The organism is Pseudoclavibacter sp. AY1F1 (assembly GCF_002931075.1).
Classification (GTDB): domain Bacteria; phylum Actinomycetota; class Actinomycetes; order Actinomycetales; family Microbacteriaceae; genus Pseudoclavibacter.
The window spans coordinates 370,844-389,110 of record NZ_PSTQ01000001.1; the positions used below are offsets into that span (position 1 = coordinate 370,844).

The 18,267-nt window shown below is 67.2% G+C and carries 18 protein-coding genes and 1 tRNA gene; 10 read left to right on the forward strand and 9 right to left on the reverse strand.

All coding sequences use genetic code 11. The annotated features are described in order from the left end of the window. Nucleotides 1-5: 5 nt before the first annotated feature. Nucleotides 6-290 (reverse strand): hypothetical protein, encoded by a 285-nt coding sequence (locus C5B85_RS01715; RefSeq protein WP_104284329.1) that lies wholly within the window; start codon nucleotides 288-290, stop codon nucleotides 6-8. 123 nt (nucleotides 291-413) lie between these two features. Continuing rightward, nucleotides 414-1,157, reverse strand: coding sequence for an SOS response-associated peptidase (locus tag C5B85_RS01720; RefSeq protein ID WP_104284330.1), 744 nt, complete (start codon nucleotides 1,155-1,157; stop codon nucleotides 414-416). 69 nt (nucleotides 1,158-1,226) lie between these two features. Between C5B85_RS01720 and hisC the strand changes: the two genes are divergently transcribed. Together hisC and C5B85_RS01730 are read left to right on the forward strand one after the other, a co-directional pair. Beyond that, nucleotides 1,227-2,294: a histidinol-phosphate transaminase gene (hisC, locus tag C5B85_RS01725; protein ID WP_104284331.1), complete on the forward strand. Its 1,068-nt coding sequence runs from the start codon at nucleotides 1,227-1,229 to the stop codon at nucleotides 2,292-2,294. Next, nucleotides 2,291-3,580, forward strand: a complete 1,290-nt coding sequence (locus tag C5B85_RS01730; protein WP_104284332.1) for an ATP-binding protein — start codon at nucleotides 2,291-2,293, stop codon at nucleotides 3,578-3,580. The genes hisC and C5B85_RS01730 overlap by 4 nt, the downstream gene beginning before the upstream one ends. A 171-nt stretch (nucleotides 3,581-3,751) precedes the next feature. On the opposite strand, the gene C5B85_RS01735 is transcribed toward C5B85_RS01730, so the two are convergent. Continuing rightward, nucleotides 3,752-4,126 (reverse strand): hypothetical protein, encoded by a 375-nt coding sequence (locus tag C5B85_RS01735; RefSeq protein ID WP_104284333.1) that lies wholly within the window; start codon nucleotides 4,124-4,126, stop codon nucleotides 3,752-3,754. 147 nt (nucleotides 4,127-4,273) lie between these two features. On the opposite strand from C5B85_RS01735, the gene C5B85_RS01740 reads away from it, so the two are divergent. Beyond that, a complete protein-coding gene (locus C5B85_RS01740; protein ID WP_104284334.1) occupies nucleotides 4,274-5,143 on the forward strand; it encodes a carbon-nitrogen hydrolase family protein in 870 nt (289 codons plus the stop codon). Between the two features lie 10 nt (nucleotides 5,144-5,153). On the opposite strand, the gene C5B85_RS01745 is transcribed toward C5B85_RS01740, so the two are convergent. After that, nucleotides 5,154-6,359, reverse strand: a complete 1,206-nt coding sequence (locus C5B85_RS01745) for an aminotransferase class I/II-fold pyridoxal phosphate-dependent enzyme (protein WP_104284335.1) — start codon at nucleotides 6,357-6,359, stop codon at nucleotides 5,154-5,156. Nucleotides 6,360-6,499: 140 nt separating this feature from the next. Here C5B85_RS01745 and C5B85_RS01750 point away from each other — a divergent pair, with 140 nt between their 5' ends. Continuing rightward, on the forward strand, nucleotides 6,500-7,816 hold the full coding sequence (locus C5B85_RS01750; RefSeq protein ID WP_104284336.1) for a S1C family serine protease: 1,317 nt from the start codon (nucleotides 6,500-6,502) through the stop codon (nucleotides 7,814-7,816). Between the two features lie 77 nt (nucleotides 7,817-7,893). On the opposite strand, the gene C5B85_RS01755 is transcribed toward C5B85_RS01750, so the two are convergent. Beyond that, on the reverse strand, nucleotides 7,894-8,790 hold the full coding sequence (locus tag C5B85_RS01755; RefSeq protein WP_104284337.1) for a hypothetical protein: 897 nt from the start codon (nucleotides 8,788-8,790) through the stop codon (nucleotides 7,894-7,896). A gap of 131 nt (nucleotides 8,791-8,921) precedes the next feature. Here C5B85_RS01755 and C5B85_RS01760 point away from each other — a divergent pair, with 131 nt between their 5' ends. The 3 genes from C5B85_RS01760 to C5B85_RS01770 all read left to right on the forward strand — a co-directional run bounded on the left by C5B85_RS01760 (nucleotide 8,922) and on the right by C5B85_RS01770 (nucleotide 11,899). Continuing rightward, complete coding sequence (locus C5B85_RS01760; protein WP_308471322.1) at nucleotides 8,922-9,980, forward strand: ABC transporter ATP-binding protein; 1,059 nt, start codon at nucleotides 8,922-8,924, stop codon at nucleotides 9,978-9,980. Continuing rightward, nucleotides 9,956-11,527, forward strand: a complete 1,572-nt coding sequence (locus C5B85_RS01765) for a hypothetical protein (protein ID WP_146077806.1) — start codon at nucleotides 9,956-9,958, stop codon at nucleotides 11,525-11,527. The genes C5B85_RS01760 and C5B85_RS01765 overlap by 25 nt, the downstream gene beginning before the upstream one ends. Nucleotides 11,528-11,608: 81 nt before the next feature. Beyond that, complete coding sequence (locus tag C5B85_RS01770) at nucleotides 11,609-11,899, forward strand: DUF3039 domain-containing protein (RefSeq protein WP_104284768.1); 291 nt, start codon at nucleotides 11,609-11,611, stop codon at nucleotides 11,897-11,899. Nucleotides 11,900-12,015: 116 nt separating this feature from the next. Here C5B85_RS01770 and C5B85_RS01775 read toward each other — a convergent pair whose 3' ends face one another. Further along, a complete protein-coding gene (locus tag C5B85_RS01775) occupies nucleotides 12,016-13,356 on the reverse strand; it encodes a nicotinate phosphoribosyltransferase (protein ID WP_258070540.1) in 1,341 nt (446 codons plus the stop codon). Between the two features lie 91 nt (nucleotides 13,357-13,447). Here C5B85_RS01775 and murI point away from each other — a divergent pair, with 91 nt between their 5' ends. From murI to C5B85_RS01790, 3 genes are read left to right on the forward strand one after another with little or no spacing between them, the layout of a single operon-like run. Continuing rightward, nucleotides 13,448-14,281 (forward strand): glutamate racemase, encoded by an 834-nt coding sequence (gene murI / locus C5B85_RS01780; RefSeq protein ID WP_104284339.1) that lies wholly within the window; start codon nucleotides 13,448-13,450, stop codon nucleotides 14,279-14,281. A 60-nt stretch (nucleotides 14,282-14,341) separates the two neighbouring features. Then, nucleotides 14,342-15,073 carry a ribonuclease PH gene (gene rph, locus C5B85_RS01785; protein ID WP_104284340.1) on the forward strand — a complete coding sequence of 244 codons (732 nt, stop codon included), beginning with the start codon at nucleotides 14,342-14,344 and terminating at the stop codon, nucleotides 15,071-15,073. Next, nucleotides 15,070-15,693, forward strand: coding sequence for a non-canonical purine NTP pyrophosphatase (locus tag C5B85_RS01790; protein ID WP_104284341.1), 624 nt, complete (start codon nucleotides 15,070-15,072; stop codon nucleotides 15,691-15,693). The genes rph and C5B85_RS01790 overlap by 4 nt, the downstream gene beginning before the upstream one ends. 117 nt (nucleotides 15,694-15,810) lie before the next feature. Here C5B85_RS01790 and C5B85_RS01795 read toward each other — a convergent pair whose 3' ends face one another. The 3 genes from C5B85_RS01795 to C5B85_RS01805 form a co-directional block, all read right to left on the reverse strand. After that, nucleotides 15,811-17,187, reverse strand: coding sequence for an aspartate aminotransferase family protein (locus C5B85_RS01795; protein WP_104284342.1), 1,377 nt, complete (start codon nucleotides 17,185-17,187; stop codon nucleotides 15,811-15,813). A gap of 157 nt (nucleotides 17,188-17,344) precedes the next feature. Continuing rightward, nucleotides 17,345-17,426: transfer RNA gene (locus C5B85_RS01800), tRNA-Leu, on the reverse strand. 145 nt (nucleotides 17,427-17,571) lie between these two features. Continuing rightward, the gene (locus C5B85_RS01805) at nucleotides 17,572-17,955 is read right to left on the reverse strand and encodes a hypothetical protein (protein ID WP_146077807.1); all 384 of its coding nucleotides are present in this window, start codon (nucleotides 17,953-17,955) and stop codon (nucleotides 17,572-17,574) included. Between the last annotated feature and the right edge of the window lie 312 nt (nucleotides 17,956-18,267).

Genomic DNA, 18,267 nt, shown 5'->3' on the forward strand with positions numbered 1-18,267 from the left:
CCTGCTCACTCCCAGCTCAGGGACAGCTGCCAGCCGTCTGAGGCGTGGCACAGGTCGTAGAGGTGCTCGTTGTGCTGCTCGGGTGAGCCGTCGCGAACGGCGGTGACGCGCCAGAGCTCCTGATCGATGCGCTTGGAGGGGGAGCCTCCGTGCCACCACGGCGGGAGCCTGCGGAAGTACGCCTGGGGCTGGCCCGTGACGGTATAGAGGAAGCGCTGCCACACGAAGGAGACCGGCTGCCCGTCCGGGCTGAAGGCGACATCGATGGTGTCGTCGATGACGGTTGGCATGGCTCCTCCTTCACGTAATCGAATCTGTATTCGAACGTGAACCAAGCGTAAATCGCACCACCGACAGTGGCAACCGCAAGTCTCAGTCAGAGGGTGAGGGTGTGACGAGCGGAGCCAAGCAGCTCACGAGCTCGCAGCGCCGACAGGCGCCATGAGCTGCGCCCCCGTGCTCGACACCCGACCAACTTCGGGCCCGACCTCGTGCATGACCAGCGTCGAGGCGAACTCGACCCCCGCCTGGCTCGCCTCGTCGAGCAGCCCCTGCGTGCCGACCACCGACTGGTCCAGCCACTGGTCCCACAGCGCTCGCGGCAGCATGAGGGGCATACGGTCGTGGATGCCCGCCAGTTCACCCGTGGACCCCCGCGTGAGGATCGTCGTCGACAGCACCCACCTGGACGGGTCGTCGGCAGGCTTCATCGGGTCAGCCCACCACGAGTACAGGCCAGCAAACGCGATGAGGTCAACGTCCCGTTCCGGGCGGATGAAGAACGGCGTCTTCGAACCCGCCTTCGTGCCATCCGCCGTCTTGCGCCACTCGTAATAGCCGACAGCAGGCACGATCGCGCGCCGTTGCTTCACCGGCCCCCGGAACGTCGGCTTCTCCAGCACCGTCTCGATGCGCGCGTTGAACGCCTTCGAGGAGAAGCTCGGATTCTTCGCGAACGGGGGAAGCAGGCCCCACCTCGCGCGCTCGATGCGGCGCACCGCATCCCCTCCGCCCTTCGGCTCCGGCTCCACGACAACGGGCACCGGATCCGTCGGCGGGGTGTTGTAGGAGGGCTCAGGCAGATCGGCGCCGAGCGCCTCGATATCGAAGAGCGCCTCGACATGCTCAACAGCTGGGGTGACGTAGCGACCGCACATGCCCCAACGCTACGACGCGAGAGGTCACGGCGCGCTCTCCAAGCTTCGGATTCTCTGTACGCTCGGAGCATGGTCAAGCAGCGCAGTGCCCTCGAGCGCATCCCCGCGTACAAGCAGGGCGCCATGCCCAGCACCAGCGACGTCGTGAAGCTCTCCTCCAACGAGAACCCCTTCCCGCCACTCGCCTCGGTGCGGGAGGCGGTCGCTGCCGAGCTCGAGCGCATCCACCTCTACCCGTCGATGGCCGCCCCCGAGCTCACCGCGCGCATCGCGGAGCTGCAGGGTGTCGAGCCGGAGAACATCGTCTTCGGTGCGGGCTCCGTGGAAGTCGCGACGCAGCTCGTGCAGGCGAGCGCCGGGGAGGGCGACGAGGTCATGTTCGCCTGGCGCAGCTTCGAGGCGTACCCGATCATCGCGATCGGAGCAGGCGCCACCCCCGTGCAGGTGCCCCTCACCGCCGACGAGCGCCACGACCTCGACGCAATGGCCGACGCCATCACCGACCAAACCGCCATCATCTTCGTCTGCAACCCCAACAATCCAACTGGCGCGACCCTGACCCACGCCGAGGTGCGCGCATTCCTGGGTCGCGTCCCAGACGACGTGCTGGTCGTCATCGACGAGGCCTACGAGCACTTCAACAGGCACGCGGACACCGCCATCGGCATCGACCTGTACCGCGAGTTCCCCAACGTCGCCGTCCTGCACACCTTCTCTAAGGCCTACGGCCTCGCAGGCCTGCGCATTGGCTACGCCGTCGCCCAGGCAGACGTCGCCGCGAACCTCCGCAAGGTCGCCGTCCCCTTCGCCGTCTCCGCCCTCGCCCAGACCGCCGCCGTCGCCTCACTCGACGCCGAAGCCGAGCTCGCCACCCGAATCGACGACATCGTCAGCGAACGCGCCCACGTCACGGCAGAACTCCGAGCGCAAGGCTGGGACGTCAAAGACTCGCAGGCCAACTTCGTCTGGCTCCGGCTCGGCGACGACACCCAGCGCGTCGACGCGGCGCTCACCGAGGCCGGCGTGCTCGCACGGGCATTCCCCGGCGAAGGCATCCGCATCACCATCGGCGCACCAGAAGCCAACCGCCGCGCACTCGCCGCGCTCGCGGGAGCACAAATGGAGGCACGACGATGAGCACCTGGCGCATTCGAGATTTCCAGCCGACGGACATGGATGCTCTGCTCCGCCTCTGGGAGCAGCACCGCAGCTCCGGAACCGAGCCCGTGTACGGACTCAGCGAGGTCATCGCGTCGACGCGAAAGGACACCGCCGTCGTCGCCGTCGCGGGGGAGAAGATCGTCGGTGTCGCTGTGGCTCGAGCGGCCCACGACCAGGGCTGGATCGTGTTCTTCGCGACGGATGACGAATGGCGCAGGCGCGGGATCGGCGGGGCGCTGCTCGCCTCTCTCGAGCAGCGCATGGCCCAGCACGGCCTCCAGAAGCTCACGATCCTCGTGCCGGACGAGCAGACGCAGGTCGGCGCGCTCACGAAGGCTGGCTTCGCTGACAAGCGGCACCTGCGCTACTTCGAGCGGGAGATCCGCGTCAAGCAGCAGGAGATGGTCGCGCTGCGGGAGCTCGGCGGACGTATTCTGCCCTCGGACCGCTGGGACGCGATCGGCGGCATGCAGCACGAGAAGGACGTGCTCGAGCGGCGCCTCGTGCTGCCGCTCAGCGACCCGGACCTCGCGGAGGAGTACGGCGTCGTACCGCCACGCGCGATCGTGCTCTTCGGCCCTCCTGGCACGGGCAAGACGACCTTCGCGAAGGGCATCGCCTCTCGCCTCGGCTGGCCGTTTGTCGAGGTCTTCCCGTCGCGCCTCTCCGCGTCGCCGCGCGGGCTCGCCGGTGAGCTTCGTGAAACCTTCGAGCAGGTCGAGTCGCTTGAGCACGCCGTCGTGTTCATCGACGAGGTTGAGGAGATCGCGTCGCACCGAGGTGGAGAGCCGCCGTCGCCTACGCAGGGCGTCACGAACGAACTCCTGAAGATCATCCCGGCGTTCCGGGAGAAGCCGGGACGCCTGCTTATCTGCGCCACGAATTTCATCCGCGCCCTCGACCAGGCGTTCCTGCGCCACGGCCGCTTCGACTACGTCATCCCCATCGGGCTGCCGGACACCGCCGCGCGTCGGGCGATCTGGGAGCGCTACGTGCCCGAGTCGGTCAGCGACTCCGTCGACGTTCCCGCGCTGGTCGACCAGACAAGCGGATACTCGCCGGCGGACATCGAGTTCGCCGCGCGCCGCGCCTCGCAGGTCGCCCTCGAGCGTGCAGTCGCGGCGAGAAACTCGGGAGACGTGGTCCCGCTCGGGCCAACCACCGACGATTTCCTCGCTGCTATCGCATCCACTCGCACCACGGTCTCCTCCGAGGTCGAGCGTGAGTTCGAAGAGGACATCTCCGCGATCGCCCGCGTGTAGTCCGGGCTGGCTGTCCAACATCAGTGCAGGAACGTGCCGAACACCGCGTTTTCGGCGCCATGGGGCGAAAATTGCACTGAAGTTGGACAGCGGCTGGCCGCGAAGCACCCCACCGGACGAACACGAGGGGCCGGATGCGATGCATCCGGCCCCTCGTGTGTGCAGCTGAGGCTAGGCCTTCTGGGCTGCGGAGTCTTCGTCGTCCGAGGTGATGTCGAAGTCGTCGACCTCGTCGTCGCCCTCTGGGTCGAGCTCAGCCTCGACCTCGTCGAGATCGTCGTCGTCTTCTTCGAGTTCGCTCTCGATCTCGTCGATCCACTCGTCGAGGAGGTCCTCGGCGGCCTCGTCGTCTGCGGCGGTCTGCACCTCAAGGGTGCCGTCACCCCACAAGCGGGAGGAGACGCGGACGTCGTCGGTGTCCTCGACGGCGTCGTGTGCCTCGGTCTCGTACTCGTTGGCGATCTTCGCCGCTTCGTCTTCGGATTCGGCTTCGATGACGAGCGCCGAGACGACCTCGTATTTCAAGAGCACGGCGTAAGTAGGCATTGGGCGACTCCTCGTGACTGCGAGCGCACCGCTCGCAGAATGAAGGTACTCGGGACGGTGCGCCCAGACAAGCTGGGGCCGGTGCGTCGCGAATGACACCTTGGTGAAGAGTTCCCCTCGCCGCCCTGCTCGCCGTAGGCTCGCGTCATGCCAATCGATGCGCCAGCCCCCCGCGATGCGACCGCCGGCACTCGCGACGAGGCGAAGAAGCGCCCGCAGCTCGCAGTCGCCGTCGCTCAGTACGCGCCGGGCGGGGATGTCAAGGAGAACGAGCGACTGCTCCGCGAATACGTCGACATCGCGGCTCGACGCGGGGCCAAGCTCGTCGTCGTTCCCGAATACGCGAGCTTCTTCCTGCCTGACCTCGGCCCGGAACTCGTGCGGAATGCGCAGGGCCTCGACGGAGCGTTCGTGTCGCTCATGCGCTCGCTCGCCGTCGAGCACGGAGTCGCGATCGTCGCCGGGCTCGTGGCGACGTCCGAAGACCCGGAGCGCTTCGCGAACACGCTCGTGGCCGTCGACGCCAGTGGCGAGGTCGTGGCCGAGTACCGGAAGGTGCACCTCTACGATGCGTTCGGGGCCAAGGAGAGCGACTGGGTCGTTGCAGGCGCTACCTCCGCGCCACAGACCTTTGTGGTCGATGGCGTGCGGATCGGACTGCAGACCTGCTATGACCTGCGGTTCCCCGAGGTCTCGCGGAGGCTCGTGGATGCGGGGGCCGAACTCGTTGCCATCCCGGCCGAGTGGGTGCGCGGACCGCTCAAAGAGCACCACTGGACAACCCTGCTCGCGGCGCGCGCGATCGAGAACACCGTCTACTTCGCGGCCGCAGACCACCCGGCGCCCGTCGGCGTCGGCCACAGCTCGGTCATCGACCCTCGGGGGGTGACCCTCGCGGGGGGCGGCATCGACGCAGGGGTCTCCATCGCCTGGGTCTCACTCGATGTGCTCGACGCCGTGCGGAAGCAGAACCCTGCGCTTGAGCTGCGTCGCTACCGGGTCGTGCCGACCTCGTGAGTCAGCGCAGCTAGCGGCTGAGTTCGCCGAGCCTGTCGAGCCTGCGCATGCCTTCCTCGAGCACGGCGTCGCTCTTGCAGAAGGCGAAGCGCACGAGGGAGCGGTAGTCGCCCTGTCTCTCCGGCGTGCAGAGGGCGGCGACTGGGATGCCGACGACCCCGATCTCGCGGGGGAGCCGCCGGCACAGCTCGGTCGCGTCCGTGTAGCCGATGCTCGCGGCGTCGGCGATCGCGAAGTAGCCAGCCGCCGGGGTCGCGGTCTCGAGGCCGCGGCTGCGCAGCGCTGTGACCAGGAGGTCCCGCTTGGCCCGCAGTCGGTCACGTTCCTCTTGGTATCGTGCGGCTGGCAGACGCAAGCCGACGGCGACGGCGGGCTGAAACGGTCCGCTGCCGACGTAGCTCAGGTACTGCTTGACGGCGAGGACTGCCTCGATCAGGGCCGCGGGTCCCGTCACCCACCCCACTTTCCAGCCGGTCACGCTGAAGGTCTTCCCTGCGGAGCCGATGCTGAGCGTGCGCGAGGCGGCGCCGGGCAGGCTGGCGATCGCGATGTGCTCGCCGTCGAAGGCGAGGTGTTCGTAGACCTCGTCGGTGACGATGATCGCGTCGTGGCGGGCCGCGAGCTCGACAACAAGCTCCAGCGTTTCGCGGGGGAGGACCGCCCCCGTGGGGTTGTGTGGCGTGTTGACGATGATGAGTCTGGTGCGGTCGGTGACCGCCCTCCTGAGCTCGTCGTGGTCGGGCCTGAATGTCGGCCATCGGAGCGGGACCGTCACGAGCCGTGCATCCGCCAGGTGGGCGAGAGCACCGTACGCGTCGTAGTGGGGTTCGAGGACAACGATGTCCTCACCCGGTTCGACGAGGCCGAGCACTGTCGCTGCCAGAGCTTCGGTCGCGCCGACGGTGACCAGCACCTCCCGGTCGGGATCGAGTGTGACACCGCGGAAGCGGAGCTGGTGCTCGGCGATCGCCGAACGGAGGTCAGCAGTGCCCCTGGGCGGCGGGTACTGGTTCTCGCCCCGGGAGATGGCGTCGACCGCCTCTTCGAGCAGCTCCTTCGGCCCCGAATAGTCGGGGAAACCCTGCCCGAGGTTCACTGCGCCGGTTGCGCGTGCGAGCTCGCTCATCTCGCCGAACACCGTGCCTTGCAGCTCACCACTTGAGGAGAGAAGGCCAGCCCCTTGGGCTGCCCGAAGCCACGGTCCGTCTCTGCGCATGCATCCAGTCTGTCACCGGCCGAGTCACGATCGAATCTCGAACCGCGACGTGCCGACGAAACCAGAGCGTTCACTCCGTCCGCTCCCTAGACTGACGCCACGGATGCGCCTCGACGCATCGAGCGAACGTCAGGATCCACATGCTCGACTCACCACCCGCTGCGGGCGCCGACGCGAACAGCGCACAGGCGCACGTGAATGGTGCGCCGGTGGAGGAGCAGGGTCGCCATCGGGCGGGGGCGCACCTGCACTCCATCCACGACGACGCACCGGTAGTCACGCGACGTACCGGCCTCCTCGTCGTCGCGGGTGTCGCCGTCGTCGCGGCGGTTATCGGCGGACTCAGCGGTGCGTTCATCACCGCCAACGTCATCGGAGAGCCCAACACGGACGCTCAGCGGCTGACGCAGCCGCTTGGTTCGCCAAGCGAGCCGACAGCTCCGCTCCCGGGCGAGGCGAGCGCGGCCATCGCCTCGGCGGCGGCCAGCGTCGTCACGCTCACCGTGTCCACCCCGACCCGCACAGAGACCGGGTCAGCGGTTGTGTACTCGGGTGATGGGCTTGTCATCACCAACGCGCACGTCGTCACCCTCGACGGCACGGTCTCGGATGCGCAGATCACGGCGACGACCAGCGACGGGCGGGTCTTCGCGACGAGCCGCGTGGGTCTCGACGTGCTCGCCGACGTGGCTGTGCTCAGGTTGACAAGCGCAAACGGCTTGCAGCCCGCGACGTTCGCCGACTCCGACCAGCTGATCGTCGGGCAGTCGACCATCGTGCTCGGCGCGCCGCTCGGGCTTGCAGGGACTGCCACGACCGGTGTTGTCTCGGCCGTGAACCGCAGCATCGAGATCGCGTCAGCGGCCGTCCCGCCGACGGTCGACGAGAACGCTGCGACGGACTCGCCGCTCAGCTCGACAACGGACCCCGGAAAGAGCATCGTCCAGCTGCCGGTCGTCCAGACGGATGCGGCCATCAACCCTGGCAACTCCGGTGGGGCGATGCTCAACGCGAAGGGTGAGGTCATCGGCATCAACGTGGCCATCGCGGGCACGAAGTCGGGTGGCCAGGGTCAGGCGGCCTCGAGCGGCAGCATCGGACTCGGCTTCGCGATTCCCGCCAATTACGCAGTGCAGATCGCGGCGCAGCTCGCCGAAGGGCAGACGCCGACGCACGGCGCGCTCGGCGCGACGGTCCGTAACGCCGCGACTGTCGCGACGAGCAGTCAGAGCATCGTGGGTGCTTACGTCGATAGCGTCGTAGAGAACGGCGCCGCCTCCCTCGCGGGTCTGCGCCGTGGCGACATCGTGACCTACATCGGGACCATCCCGGTGTCGAACGCCAACGACCTCATCGCGCACGTGCGTGTCTACGAGGCCGGGGAGGATGCGACGCTGACGGTGGTTCGCCAGGGCGAGGTCATCGAGGTCGAAGTCTCGCTCGACGCGGCCGCCTAGGAATCTTCGCCGAATCCGGTGTCCTGTTTCTTGTCTTTCCCGCGGGTGAGGGCGAGTGGGACGCGGAGGAAGGGGACCTACTCGGAGGTGTCCTGTTTCTTGTCTTTCCCGCGGGTGAGGGCGAGAGGGACGCGGAAGAATGAAAACGGCCCCCGCGTGAGCGCCTTGTGTTCGTCTCCGCCGTCGCTCTTCGGGGCCGCGTACTTCGGGTGCAGCTCGATGGGGAAGCTGGCTGGCGCGACGCCGAACGCTTCGCGTGACGTGCGCACGACTTCGTGGCTGAGCATCCGGTTGCCTGCCCCGCCGATGACGGCGCCGATGCCGAACGGGACGAGCCGTCCGACGGTGCTTGCCGACTGCCGCACGACGAATCGCTTGAGGAACATCGACTGGATGCGACCGGACAGTTCGCCGACCATGGCGCGCGGCAGGCTCTTGGTGACGATCTCACCCCAGAACACTTGCTTCGTTGGGCCTTTCCCGAAGGCCTGACCGGCGAACTGCTGGATCAGGTTTTTGCTCGCCTTGCCGAGCATGAGCGACTGGATGAGCGTCCGCGCGCGGACGGGGTCGGAGATTGGGAGACCGTGGATCTCGGCGACGGCCTGCCCGAAGAGCGAGGTCATCTCGAGGAAGCCGGCGGTCTCGACGCCGGTTACGGCAAGTGAAGCCGCGGTTCCTACACCGGGAACCATGGCGGCGGCGCCGGCCGCTCCACCGCTCACGGTGGTCGCGTTGAGGTACTGCTGCTCGATCTTCTTGATGAGCTCACTTGGGGTCGCATCCGGGTACTTGCCTCGGAGGATGCGGATCTGCCGCACCACGATCGGGCGCTGGATCGCCATGAGGCGGTCGAGCCAGATCTTGTCTTGCTCGCCCGCCGCTGCGTTGTGCTGCTGGTCGCGCGGGGGGAGGGGAGCGTAGGTCGTCGCGTCTGCTGCCTCGTCGTAGCGCTGCGTACTGGAATCGGACACTGGACCTCCTCGTGATGGCGTCGCCCTCGGCTTCGCAGTGGGCGACGCGAGCAGTGTATGAGGACACGCCTGGGGAGAGCTTGGAGCGTGCCCGTCGGCGCGGCAGGCCGGATCGTTGGTACGGTTGAGTGATGTCTTCGAAGAGCTCAGACGTCGGCGATGGCGCTGCCGACGATGTGAACGAGAGTGCTGCCAGCCCCGACGTACCGGAGGGCGACGCGAGTCGTCCCCAGCCGATCATGGTCGAGGCGATCGTCGTCGACGACACCGTGACCGTCTCGTCCCTCGCGGAGGAGGAGGAGGCTGCGGCGCAGGAGTCTGGCCTCCCAGCCGCGGTCCGAAACCCGGTGCTGGGCGCCGCTACGGCTGAGGGTCTCTCAACGATGACCCCGGTCACGCGCGTGACGGAGGCCCCCGATCGCGAGCTCGGCGACACAGTGCTGTCGGTCACGGGCCTCACGAAGCGCTTCGGTGCCGATGTTGCGGTCAACGACGTCACCTTTGAGGTGCGCCGCGGGTCGTTCACGGGCATCGTGGGACCGAACGGTGCAGGCAAGACGACGACCTTATCGATGGCGACTGGGCTGCTCAAGCCGACGAGCGGCACCGTCGAGGTGCTCGGCCTCGATGTCTGGAAGAACCCGAAAGCGGCGCACCCGCACATCGGCATCCTTCCCGACCGTTTGCGCCTGTTCGATCAGCTCACTGGCGGACAGCTCCTCTACTACTCGGGCCTCCTTCGTGGGCTCTCGCCGGCTGACTCCCGATCCCGCACAGAGTCGCTTGTGCACGCCTTCGAGCTGGAGTCCGCGGCGAACCGTCTTGTTGTCGACTACTCGGCGGGCATGACGAAGAAGATCTCGCTGGCTGCCGCGCTCATCCACTCGCCTGAGTTGCTCGTGCTGGACGAGCCATTCGACACGATCGACCCCGTGTCGGCGGGCCAGCTCATCGACATCCTTCTCGAGTATGTGCAGCGCGGAGGAACCGTGCTGCTTTCGAGCCACAGCATGGACCTCGTGCAGCGCGTCTGCGACCACGTCGCCGTGATCGTGCGTGGCGAGCTCCTCGCCTCCGGCACTGTCAGCGACGTGCGCGGCAGCATCACGCTTGAAGAACGCTTCCGCGACCTCGTTCGCGGCACGCCACAGATGGAGGGGCTGGATTGGCTGGACATCTCCTTCAACTGAAATTGCAGTCGATCCGCAACGGGGCGCGACGCGACTCGCAGCATCGCGGACCGTGGATCGGCACGTTGCTGTTCTCGATCCTCATTGCGGTGTTTGCTGTGCTCGCCGTCCTATCGATGCTCGATTCGGACATCGAGGCGAAGCGCGAGGGGGCGATCATTGTGGGCTCGCTCGCGACGGTCGCGACCGGGCTCATCAGCGTCTTCGTGACCCCGATCGCCGCGATCGACCCGCGGTCGCTTGCCGTGATGGGTTTCTCGCCTCGACGCTCGGCGTGGCTCGCGCTCAGCACCTCGTTCATCAGCGTGCCGTCGTTCGCGCTCACCCTCATCCTGCTCGTGGGGCTCCTCTTGTGGGCCGGCGACGGGTCCGGGCTGCTCGTGGGGGTGATTGCGGCGGCGCTGATTTTCGCGACGCTCATCGTGCTCTCGCGTCTCGCTGGTCTCGTGGGGGAGGACCTGAGGGCCAGGAGGCTCGTCAGCGACGCACGGGCTGCCCTGGTGCTGGTGCTGCTCCTGCTCGCTTCCCCGCTCGTGTTCGTCGCGGTTGCGGTCGACTGGCAGCTGGGGGAGCACGAAGCTGTCAGCACCGCGCTCGAAGTGCTCTCGCTCTCGCCGATCGCTGCGCCGTGGGCGGCTGCGGCCAGCGCAACGGAGGGGGACTTGCAGCTCGCTTTGACGCAACTTGGCATCGGCGCGGCGACGCTTGTCGTCTTGCTTGTGCTCTGGCAGGTTGTCGCCGGGCGTGTAGCTTCGGCGGCACTCGGCGGTGACGAGACTGAGCTCGTCGATCTCGGCGGCTTCGGAACGTTCGGCAGGTCGCCAGCGCTTGTCGTCGCGGCCCGCACGGTCACGTACTGGATGCGCGACCCGCGCTACGTCGTCGTCAACGTCTCGATCATCCTGATCCCGCTGCTGGCGCTCATCCCGCTGGCGGTTGTCGGTGTCGAGCCGAGGCACCTGGCACTGCTGCCGTTGCCTTTGCTTGCGTTCTTCATCGGGTGGACACTGCACAACGACCTCGCCTTCGACGGCTCCGCTGTCTGGATGCACGTGACCAGCGGCATGTCGGGCCTCTCTGACCGCTTCGGTCGGGCCCTGCCGACGCTCGTCTTCGGGTCGGTTGTGGTGCTCCTCGGCGCGGTTGTGACGTGGCTGATCGTCGGCGACTGGGGAACGATCCTCGCGCTGACCGGCCTCTCGCTTGGCCTGCTGTTCTCTGCGACGGGCTTCTCCAGCATCGGCAGCGTGCTCCACCCGTACCCGGTGGCGCGGCCTGGCGATTCGCCCTTCAGTCAGCCGGTTCGCTCCTGGGGGTCCGGCGTTTTCTGGCACCCCACGACGGGCTTCATCGCGATCCTGCTCATGGGTCCCGCCGTCTACGCGGGCCTCGTCGCGCTGAATGGCGGCGAGTCGTGGTGGAACTTCGTGGCCCTCGGCTGGGGCATCGTCGTCGGCTTCATCGTGCTGCTCGTGGGCCTGTGGGCCGGAGCTCGGCAGTTCGAGCGACGCTCCAGCGAGATCATGGCCTTCGCGCAGAGCGCCTAGCACTCGCGAGAACCGCCGACAGAGGCGCCATCGGGTCCAGCATCCGGTGGCGTCTTCGGTTTGCGTTCTAAGATGTTCGGCATGACGTTCTCCAGCACCCCAACGGGCCCAGGCGGGCCAGACGAGATCGGCGGCGGCACGGCGATCCTCGACCGCGAGCTCGAGAAGCTCCTCAACGAGGAACAGACCGACGACCCGGGCGATCACGACAAGTTCTCGCACTACGTGCGCAAGGAGAAGATCCTCGAGTCGGCGGTCACGGGCAAGGCCGTGCGCGCGCTGTGCGGCAAGAAGTGGCTGCCGAACAGCAATCCCGATCGTTTCCCGGTCTGCCCGAACTGCAAGGCCGTCTACGACAAGATGAAGGGCTGAGACTTCCTCAGGCACTTCGCGCCCGGGCTCGGTCCTGGACACAGAACGGCCGCGAGCCCGATTCGGGTTCGCGGCCGTTCTGCGTTGACAGCGCTGAATTGCGCGCCGCAGCCGAGTTAGACCCAGACGGTTTCGCGGCCGTCCTTCTCGACGAACACCGTGGGAAGAGCGGCTTCGCCTGCGTGCAGTCGGAGGGCGCTGGTCGGTAGCTCGTCGATAGCGGTGCGGTGGTGTTCGCGGGCGCTCTGCACGCCATGCTCACCGGTGAACTCTGCGTTGATGACGCCGTCGACGACAAGGTCGACGAGCAGCGAGCGGTCGCTCTTCTCTGTTGCGGGGGGAGCGCCGATGCCGACGACTTCGGCCTCGGCGACGCCGTGCTCGTCGCGGCGACGCACCGGGAACTTCTCGCCGCCGACGCTCGCCTTGCCTGCCGAGCGCTTCGCGACGGAGACCCACTCGCCATCCTCGCCGCGACGGGCCACAAGTTTGTAGACCATGCCGGATGCGACGGCACCGGAGCCGGTCACGACGCTTGTGCCCACGCCGAAGGAGTCGACGGGGCTCGCTCCGAGGCCTGCGATCGCGAACTCGTCGAGGTCGTTGGTGACCGTGATGTTCGTTTCAGTGTTGCCGAGTTCGTCGAGCTGGGCGCGGACCTCGGCGACGAGGGTGGGGAGGTCGCCCGAGTCGAGGCGGACGCCGCCGAGCTCGCGCCCGGCCACCTCGACCGCGAGTCGAACACCCTCGCGCACGTCGTAGGTGTCGACGAGCAGCGTGGTTCCCGCGCCGAGCGACGCGACCTGTGAGGCAAACGCCTCGCGTTCGGAGTCGTGGAGGAGCGTGAACGAGTGCGCCGCGGTGCCCATCGTGGGGACGCCCCAGCTGCGGCCGGCCTCGAGGTTGCTCGTGGCCTTGAACCCGGCGATGTAGGCGGCGCGAGCTGCGGCGACGGCCGAGCGTTCGCCCGTGCGCCTGGATCCCATCTCCGCGAGCGGGCGCCCGCGGGCGACCGACACCATGCGGGCTGCGGCCGAGGCGACGGCGCAGTCGTAGTTGTAGATGCTGAGGAGCAGAGTCTCCAGGATGACCCCTTCGGCGAAGCTCGACCGAACCTCCAGGATGGGGGAGCCCGGGAAGTAGATCTCGCCCTCGCGGTACCCGCGGATCGTGCCGGAGAAGCGGTAGTCCGCGAGCCAGTCGAGGGTCTCGGCGGAGACGATCGAGTGCTCACGGAGATGCTCGATCTCGGCATCGCCGAAGCGGAAGTCCCGCAGCAGCTCGAGCGCACGCCCCACCCCCGCCACGACCCCGTAGCGGCGCCCGCTCGGCAGCCGTCTCCCGAAGAGCTCGAAGACGCTGTCACGATCAGCGGTGCCCGCGTGAATCGCGGCATCGATCATCGTGAACTCGTACTGGTCGGTGAGGAAGCCGGTAGACGGGCGTTCGAAAGTCACCGCCCCAGCCTAGGCCCCGTTGCCGTGCGCACACGGGATGTCGGCGTGCGCATCCACCCCGTGCAGGTGCCTGGGAGTAGACTCGGCACTCATGAGCGAGGCACCGATCGGCATATTTGACTCTGGTGTCGGCGGGCTCACTGTCGCGAGGGAGATCAGGGCGCAGCTGCCCGGTGAGTCGCTCCTGTACGTCGGAGACACCGAGCACACGCCGTACGGTCCCAAGCCGATCGCTGATGTCCGTCGTCTCTCCCTCGCGATCCTTGACGAACTCGTCGAGCAGGACGTCAAGATGCTTGTGATCGCGTGCAACACTGCGTCGGCCGCCGTGCTGCGGGATGCTCGCGAGCGGTACGACGTGCCCGTCGTCGAGGTCATCGCGCCGGCAGTTCGCGCAGCCGTGAGCGCCACCCACAACAACCGCATCGGCGTGCTCGGCACCGAGGCGACTGTGTCCTCGCGCGCCTACGACGACGCCTTCGCGGCGGCCCCGCACCTCGAGATCTTCTCGCAGGCCTGCCCGATGTTCGTGGAGTACGTCGAGCGCGGCGACACGACCAGCCCAGAGCTCGTGCGCTACGCCGAGGAGTACCTCGCACCCATCAAGGCGGCTGGCGTCGACACGGTGGTGCTCGGATGCACGCACTACCCGTTCCTGAAGGGTGTGCTCGGCTACGTGCTCGGGCCCGGCGTCCGCCTCGTGTCGAGCGACGTCGAGACGGCGCAGGATGTGTACCGCGTGCTCGCCTCCAACGGCCTCCTGAACTCGAGCGGGCGCTCCCCGCAGTATTCCTATCGTGCGACGGGTGAGAACACGGAAGCCTTCGTGAACCTTGCCGGCCGCTTCCTCGGCCCGGACGTGCGCCACGTCGAGCGCCTCATGACGGAGGCCATCAACCTGCCGCCGTCCGTGCGTCGCGCCTGACGCATCCGCTCGCCGACGCTCACAGATTTCCAGCAACGCATCCGATCCCTTGGAGGACCAATGACCGAAGCACGCGCAGACGGCCGCACCCACGACCAGCTTCGCCCCGTGACGATCGAGAAGGGCTGGAGCGAGCAGGCGGAAGGCTCCGCTCTCATTTCGTTCGGGAAGACGAAGGTGCTCTGCACCGCGTCGTTCACGCCTGGCGTTCCGCGCTGGCTGAAGGGTCAGGGCAAGGGCTGGGTCACGGCCGAGTACGCGATGCTTCCGCGTGCCACGAACGACCGCAACAGCCGCGAGTCGGTGAAGGGCAAGATCGGCGGCCGCACGCACGAGATCTCGCGCCTCGTCGGGCGTTCGCTCCGCGCCGCCGTAGACATGTCCGCGCTCGGTGAGAACACGATCGTCATCGACTGCGACGTGCTGCAGGCCGACGGTGGCACGCGTACGGCAGCGATCACGGGCGCCTACGTCGCGCTCGCGCAGTCCATCGAGTGGGCGAAGGCCAACAAGCATGTCCCTGCGAAGGCCAACGTGCTCACGCGCTCGGTCGCCGCGATCTCGGTTGGCATCGTCGACGGCGTCCCGCTGCTTGACCTCGCCTACGTGGAGGACGTGCGCGCGGGCACCGACATGAACGTCGTCGCGACGGGCGATGGCAAGCTCATCGAGGTGCAGGGCACGGCGGAAGGAGCTCCGTTCGACCGCGACGAGCTCGACCGCCTCCTCGACATCGCCCTCGCTGGTACTGCGACGCTCACCGAGCTGCAGAACGAGGCGCTGGGGGCATGAGCGAGCCGGTCCGGGTTGTCCTTGCCTCGCACAATGCGCACAAGCTCGTCGAGCTGCGGCGTGTTCTCGGTGCGCAGCTCGACGGCATCGAGCTCGGCTCCTACGACGGACCGGAGCCGCGCGAGACGGGCCTCAGCTTCGAGGCCAACGCGCTCCTGAAAGCGCGCGCCGCGGCCGAGCACACGGGGCTCCCGGCACTCGCCGACGACTCCGGCATCTCGGTGGATGTGCTCGGGGGCTCGCCCGGCATCTTCTCCGCGCGCTGGTCAGGGCCTGCGAAGGACGCGAACGAGAACCTCGAGCTGCTTCTGTGGCAGTTGAGCGACGTCGCGCATCCGCACCGCACGGCGCAGTTCGTGGCGGCGGCGGCGCTTGTCGTGCCGGCCTCTGCCTCTTCGACGGGTGAAGAGCAGGCCGAAGCGGTGCTTGGCGTCTGGCCAGGCCGGATCCTGGAGCAGCGCAGTGGTGACCACGGCTTCGGCTACGACCCCATCTTCCAGCCGGAGGGCGCTGAGGGCTCAGCAGCAGACCTCACGGACGCCGAGAAGGACGCATCGAGCCACCGTCGTCGCGCGTTCGACGCGCTCTGGCCGAAGCTCCGCGCGGCCCTCGGGCTCTAACGGCCGCGGCCTCCGACGCTTCGCGCCACCCGCCTGCGTCCGCGGCTCGAAGCAAGAGATGCCCCTCTGATCGGGACGTGATCCGGGTCAGAGGGGCAGCTCTTGCGCGTGCGAGCGCTAGAGGAGCGAGCTCGCCTCGGTGAGCACGCCGCGTAGCGTCTGCTCGATCTCGTCGAACTCGGCCTGGCCGATCGTGAGCGGCGGCGCGAGTTGGATGACGGGGTCCCCTCGGTCGTCGGCGCGGCAGTACAGGCCAGCGTCGAAGAGCGCCTTTGAGAGGAAGCCGCGGAGCAGGCGCTCCGACTCCTCTTCGTTGAACGTCTCGCGGGTGTCCTTGTCCTTCACGAGCTCGATGCCGAAGAAATAGCCGTCGCCGCGGACATCGCCGACGATGGGGATGTCGAGGAGCTTCTCGAGGGCCGCGCGGAAGTGCGGCGAGTTCTCCTTGACGTTCTGCGTGAGGCGCTCTTCCTCGAAGATGTTGAGGTTCTCGAGGGCGACGGCTGCCGAAACGGGGTGGCCGCCGAAGGTGTAGCCGTGTGAGAACGACGTCTGTCCGTGCTTGAAGGGCTCGTAGATGCGGTCGCTGACGATGGTCGCGCCGATCGGCGAGTAGCCGCTGGTCATGCCCTTGGCGCACGTGATCATGTCGGGCTGGATGTCGTAGGTCGTCGACGCGAACATGTCGCCGATACGGCCGAAGCCCGTGATGACCTCGTCGGCGACGAGCAGCACGTCGTACTTCGTGCAGATCTCGCGCACCCGCTGGAAGTAGCCGGGGGGAGGCGTGAAGCAGCCGCCCGAGTTCTGGACCGGCTCGAGGAACACCGCCGCGACCGTCTCCGGGCCTTCGAAGAGGATCATCTCCTCGATGCGGTTCGCGGCCCACAAGCCGAACTCGACCAGGTTGTCGCCGTGTTCCGGTGCGCGGTAGAAGTTGGTGTTCGGCACACGGAAGCCGCCGGGCGTGAGGGGCTCGAACATCGCCTTCATGGCGGGAATGCCCGTGATGGCAAGGGCGCCCTGCGGGGTGCCGTGGTACGCGACCGAGCGCGAGATGACCTTGTGCTTGGTCGGCTGCCCCTGCAGCTTCCAGTAGTACTTAGCGAGCTTGAAGGCCGTTTCGACGGCTTCGCCACCGCCCGTGGAGAAGAAGACGCGGTTGAGGTCGCCTGGCGCGTAGTCGGCGAGGCGGTCTGCGAGCTCGATGGCGTTCGGGTGCGCGTACGACCAGATGGGGAAGAACGCGAGCTCGGCGGCCTGCTTGGCGGCGGTCTCGGCGAGACGCTGGCGACCGTGGCCGGCGTTGACCACGAAGAGGCCGGAGAGGCCGTCGAAGTACTTGTTGCCCTTCGAGTCCCAGATGTGGTGACCATCACCCTTGACGATGATCGGCACACCGGCGCCGTCTTCCATGACGGACTGGCGCGAGAAGTGCATCCAGAGGTGGTCTTTGGCCTTTTGTTGCAGGTCGGCTTCGTTGAACTCGGTCATCGTCGATGCTCCTTCGCAGTACTGATACTGGAACCGTACCCGTTGGTCGGGTGAGCAGGAACAGACAGTCTGTCGAGTCGGAGGAGCGTCGGACGCCGGAGTTGCGGATGCGAGGCAGTCAGCATCCTAGAAGAAAAACGTCCCGGAGGGACAACAGTGCGGAAGGCGGGACTTGAACCCGCACGCTCGAAAGCACAGGAACCTAAATCCTGCGTGTCTGCCAATTTCACCACTCCCGCGGACACGGGCGAACCCGTGTGCGGGGACCAGTCTAGGGCGGCGTCGGTGGCCCTCGGAAGTTCGGCTCGCGGGGCCTGTGGATAACTTCTGCGGGGATTTTTGCTTTTCGGCATGCTGTCGGCGTGAGCATCGCGGTAAGCACCATCACTGATCGGATCCGTCAATCAGTTTCCGGTAGCAGTGGCGCGGCTCGTCGGGGATGCCATACGGAAGTGGGGGCTCATCCTCGGCACCGTCTGGTTTCCAGCCACGATTGTCGTTCCAGACAAGCGTCAAGAGAGACGCCACTGGCGGCCACCCCATAGATCCCTCGCTCGCTCCCGCTGGTCGCTCGCCCCAGGTGCTGTCGGCCACCTGCACGGTGACATCGATGCACTTGCCCGGCGGGACCATGCCGATGTGTGTCTTCTGGATGTGACTCGGAGGAGAGTCCGAAAACGGATCATCGCGCGCCTCACCCAGACTAACGACATCGAACGCAGGCATGTCACCGACGTTGACGAAGCGGTAGCTCGTGCCTTCGTCCACACCGGGTCCGACCATCGGGACGTCGGCTTCCTTGTGTCAGACATCGCGACACTCTCTTCGGCTCGCCCTGCGGCGAACGTTCGAGGCTCTGGCTGTGGCGATCATCAAGGGCGGCCCACCGGGCGGCACGGCAAGGATCACTTCCACGATGTGCTAGTCGGTGTCGCCGAAGCGCTGAACCCAATACCTGCGGCATCGCAGCCTCGTCAAGCGAACTCTGGGATTGTTGGATCGTGTATCTGGCACGTGAGAAAAACTGGCACCAATTCGAGAAGGACTGGTTCAGCAACGCTTGACCAGCCATTTTGTGCC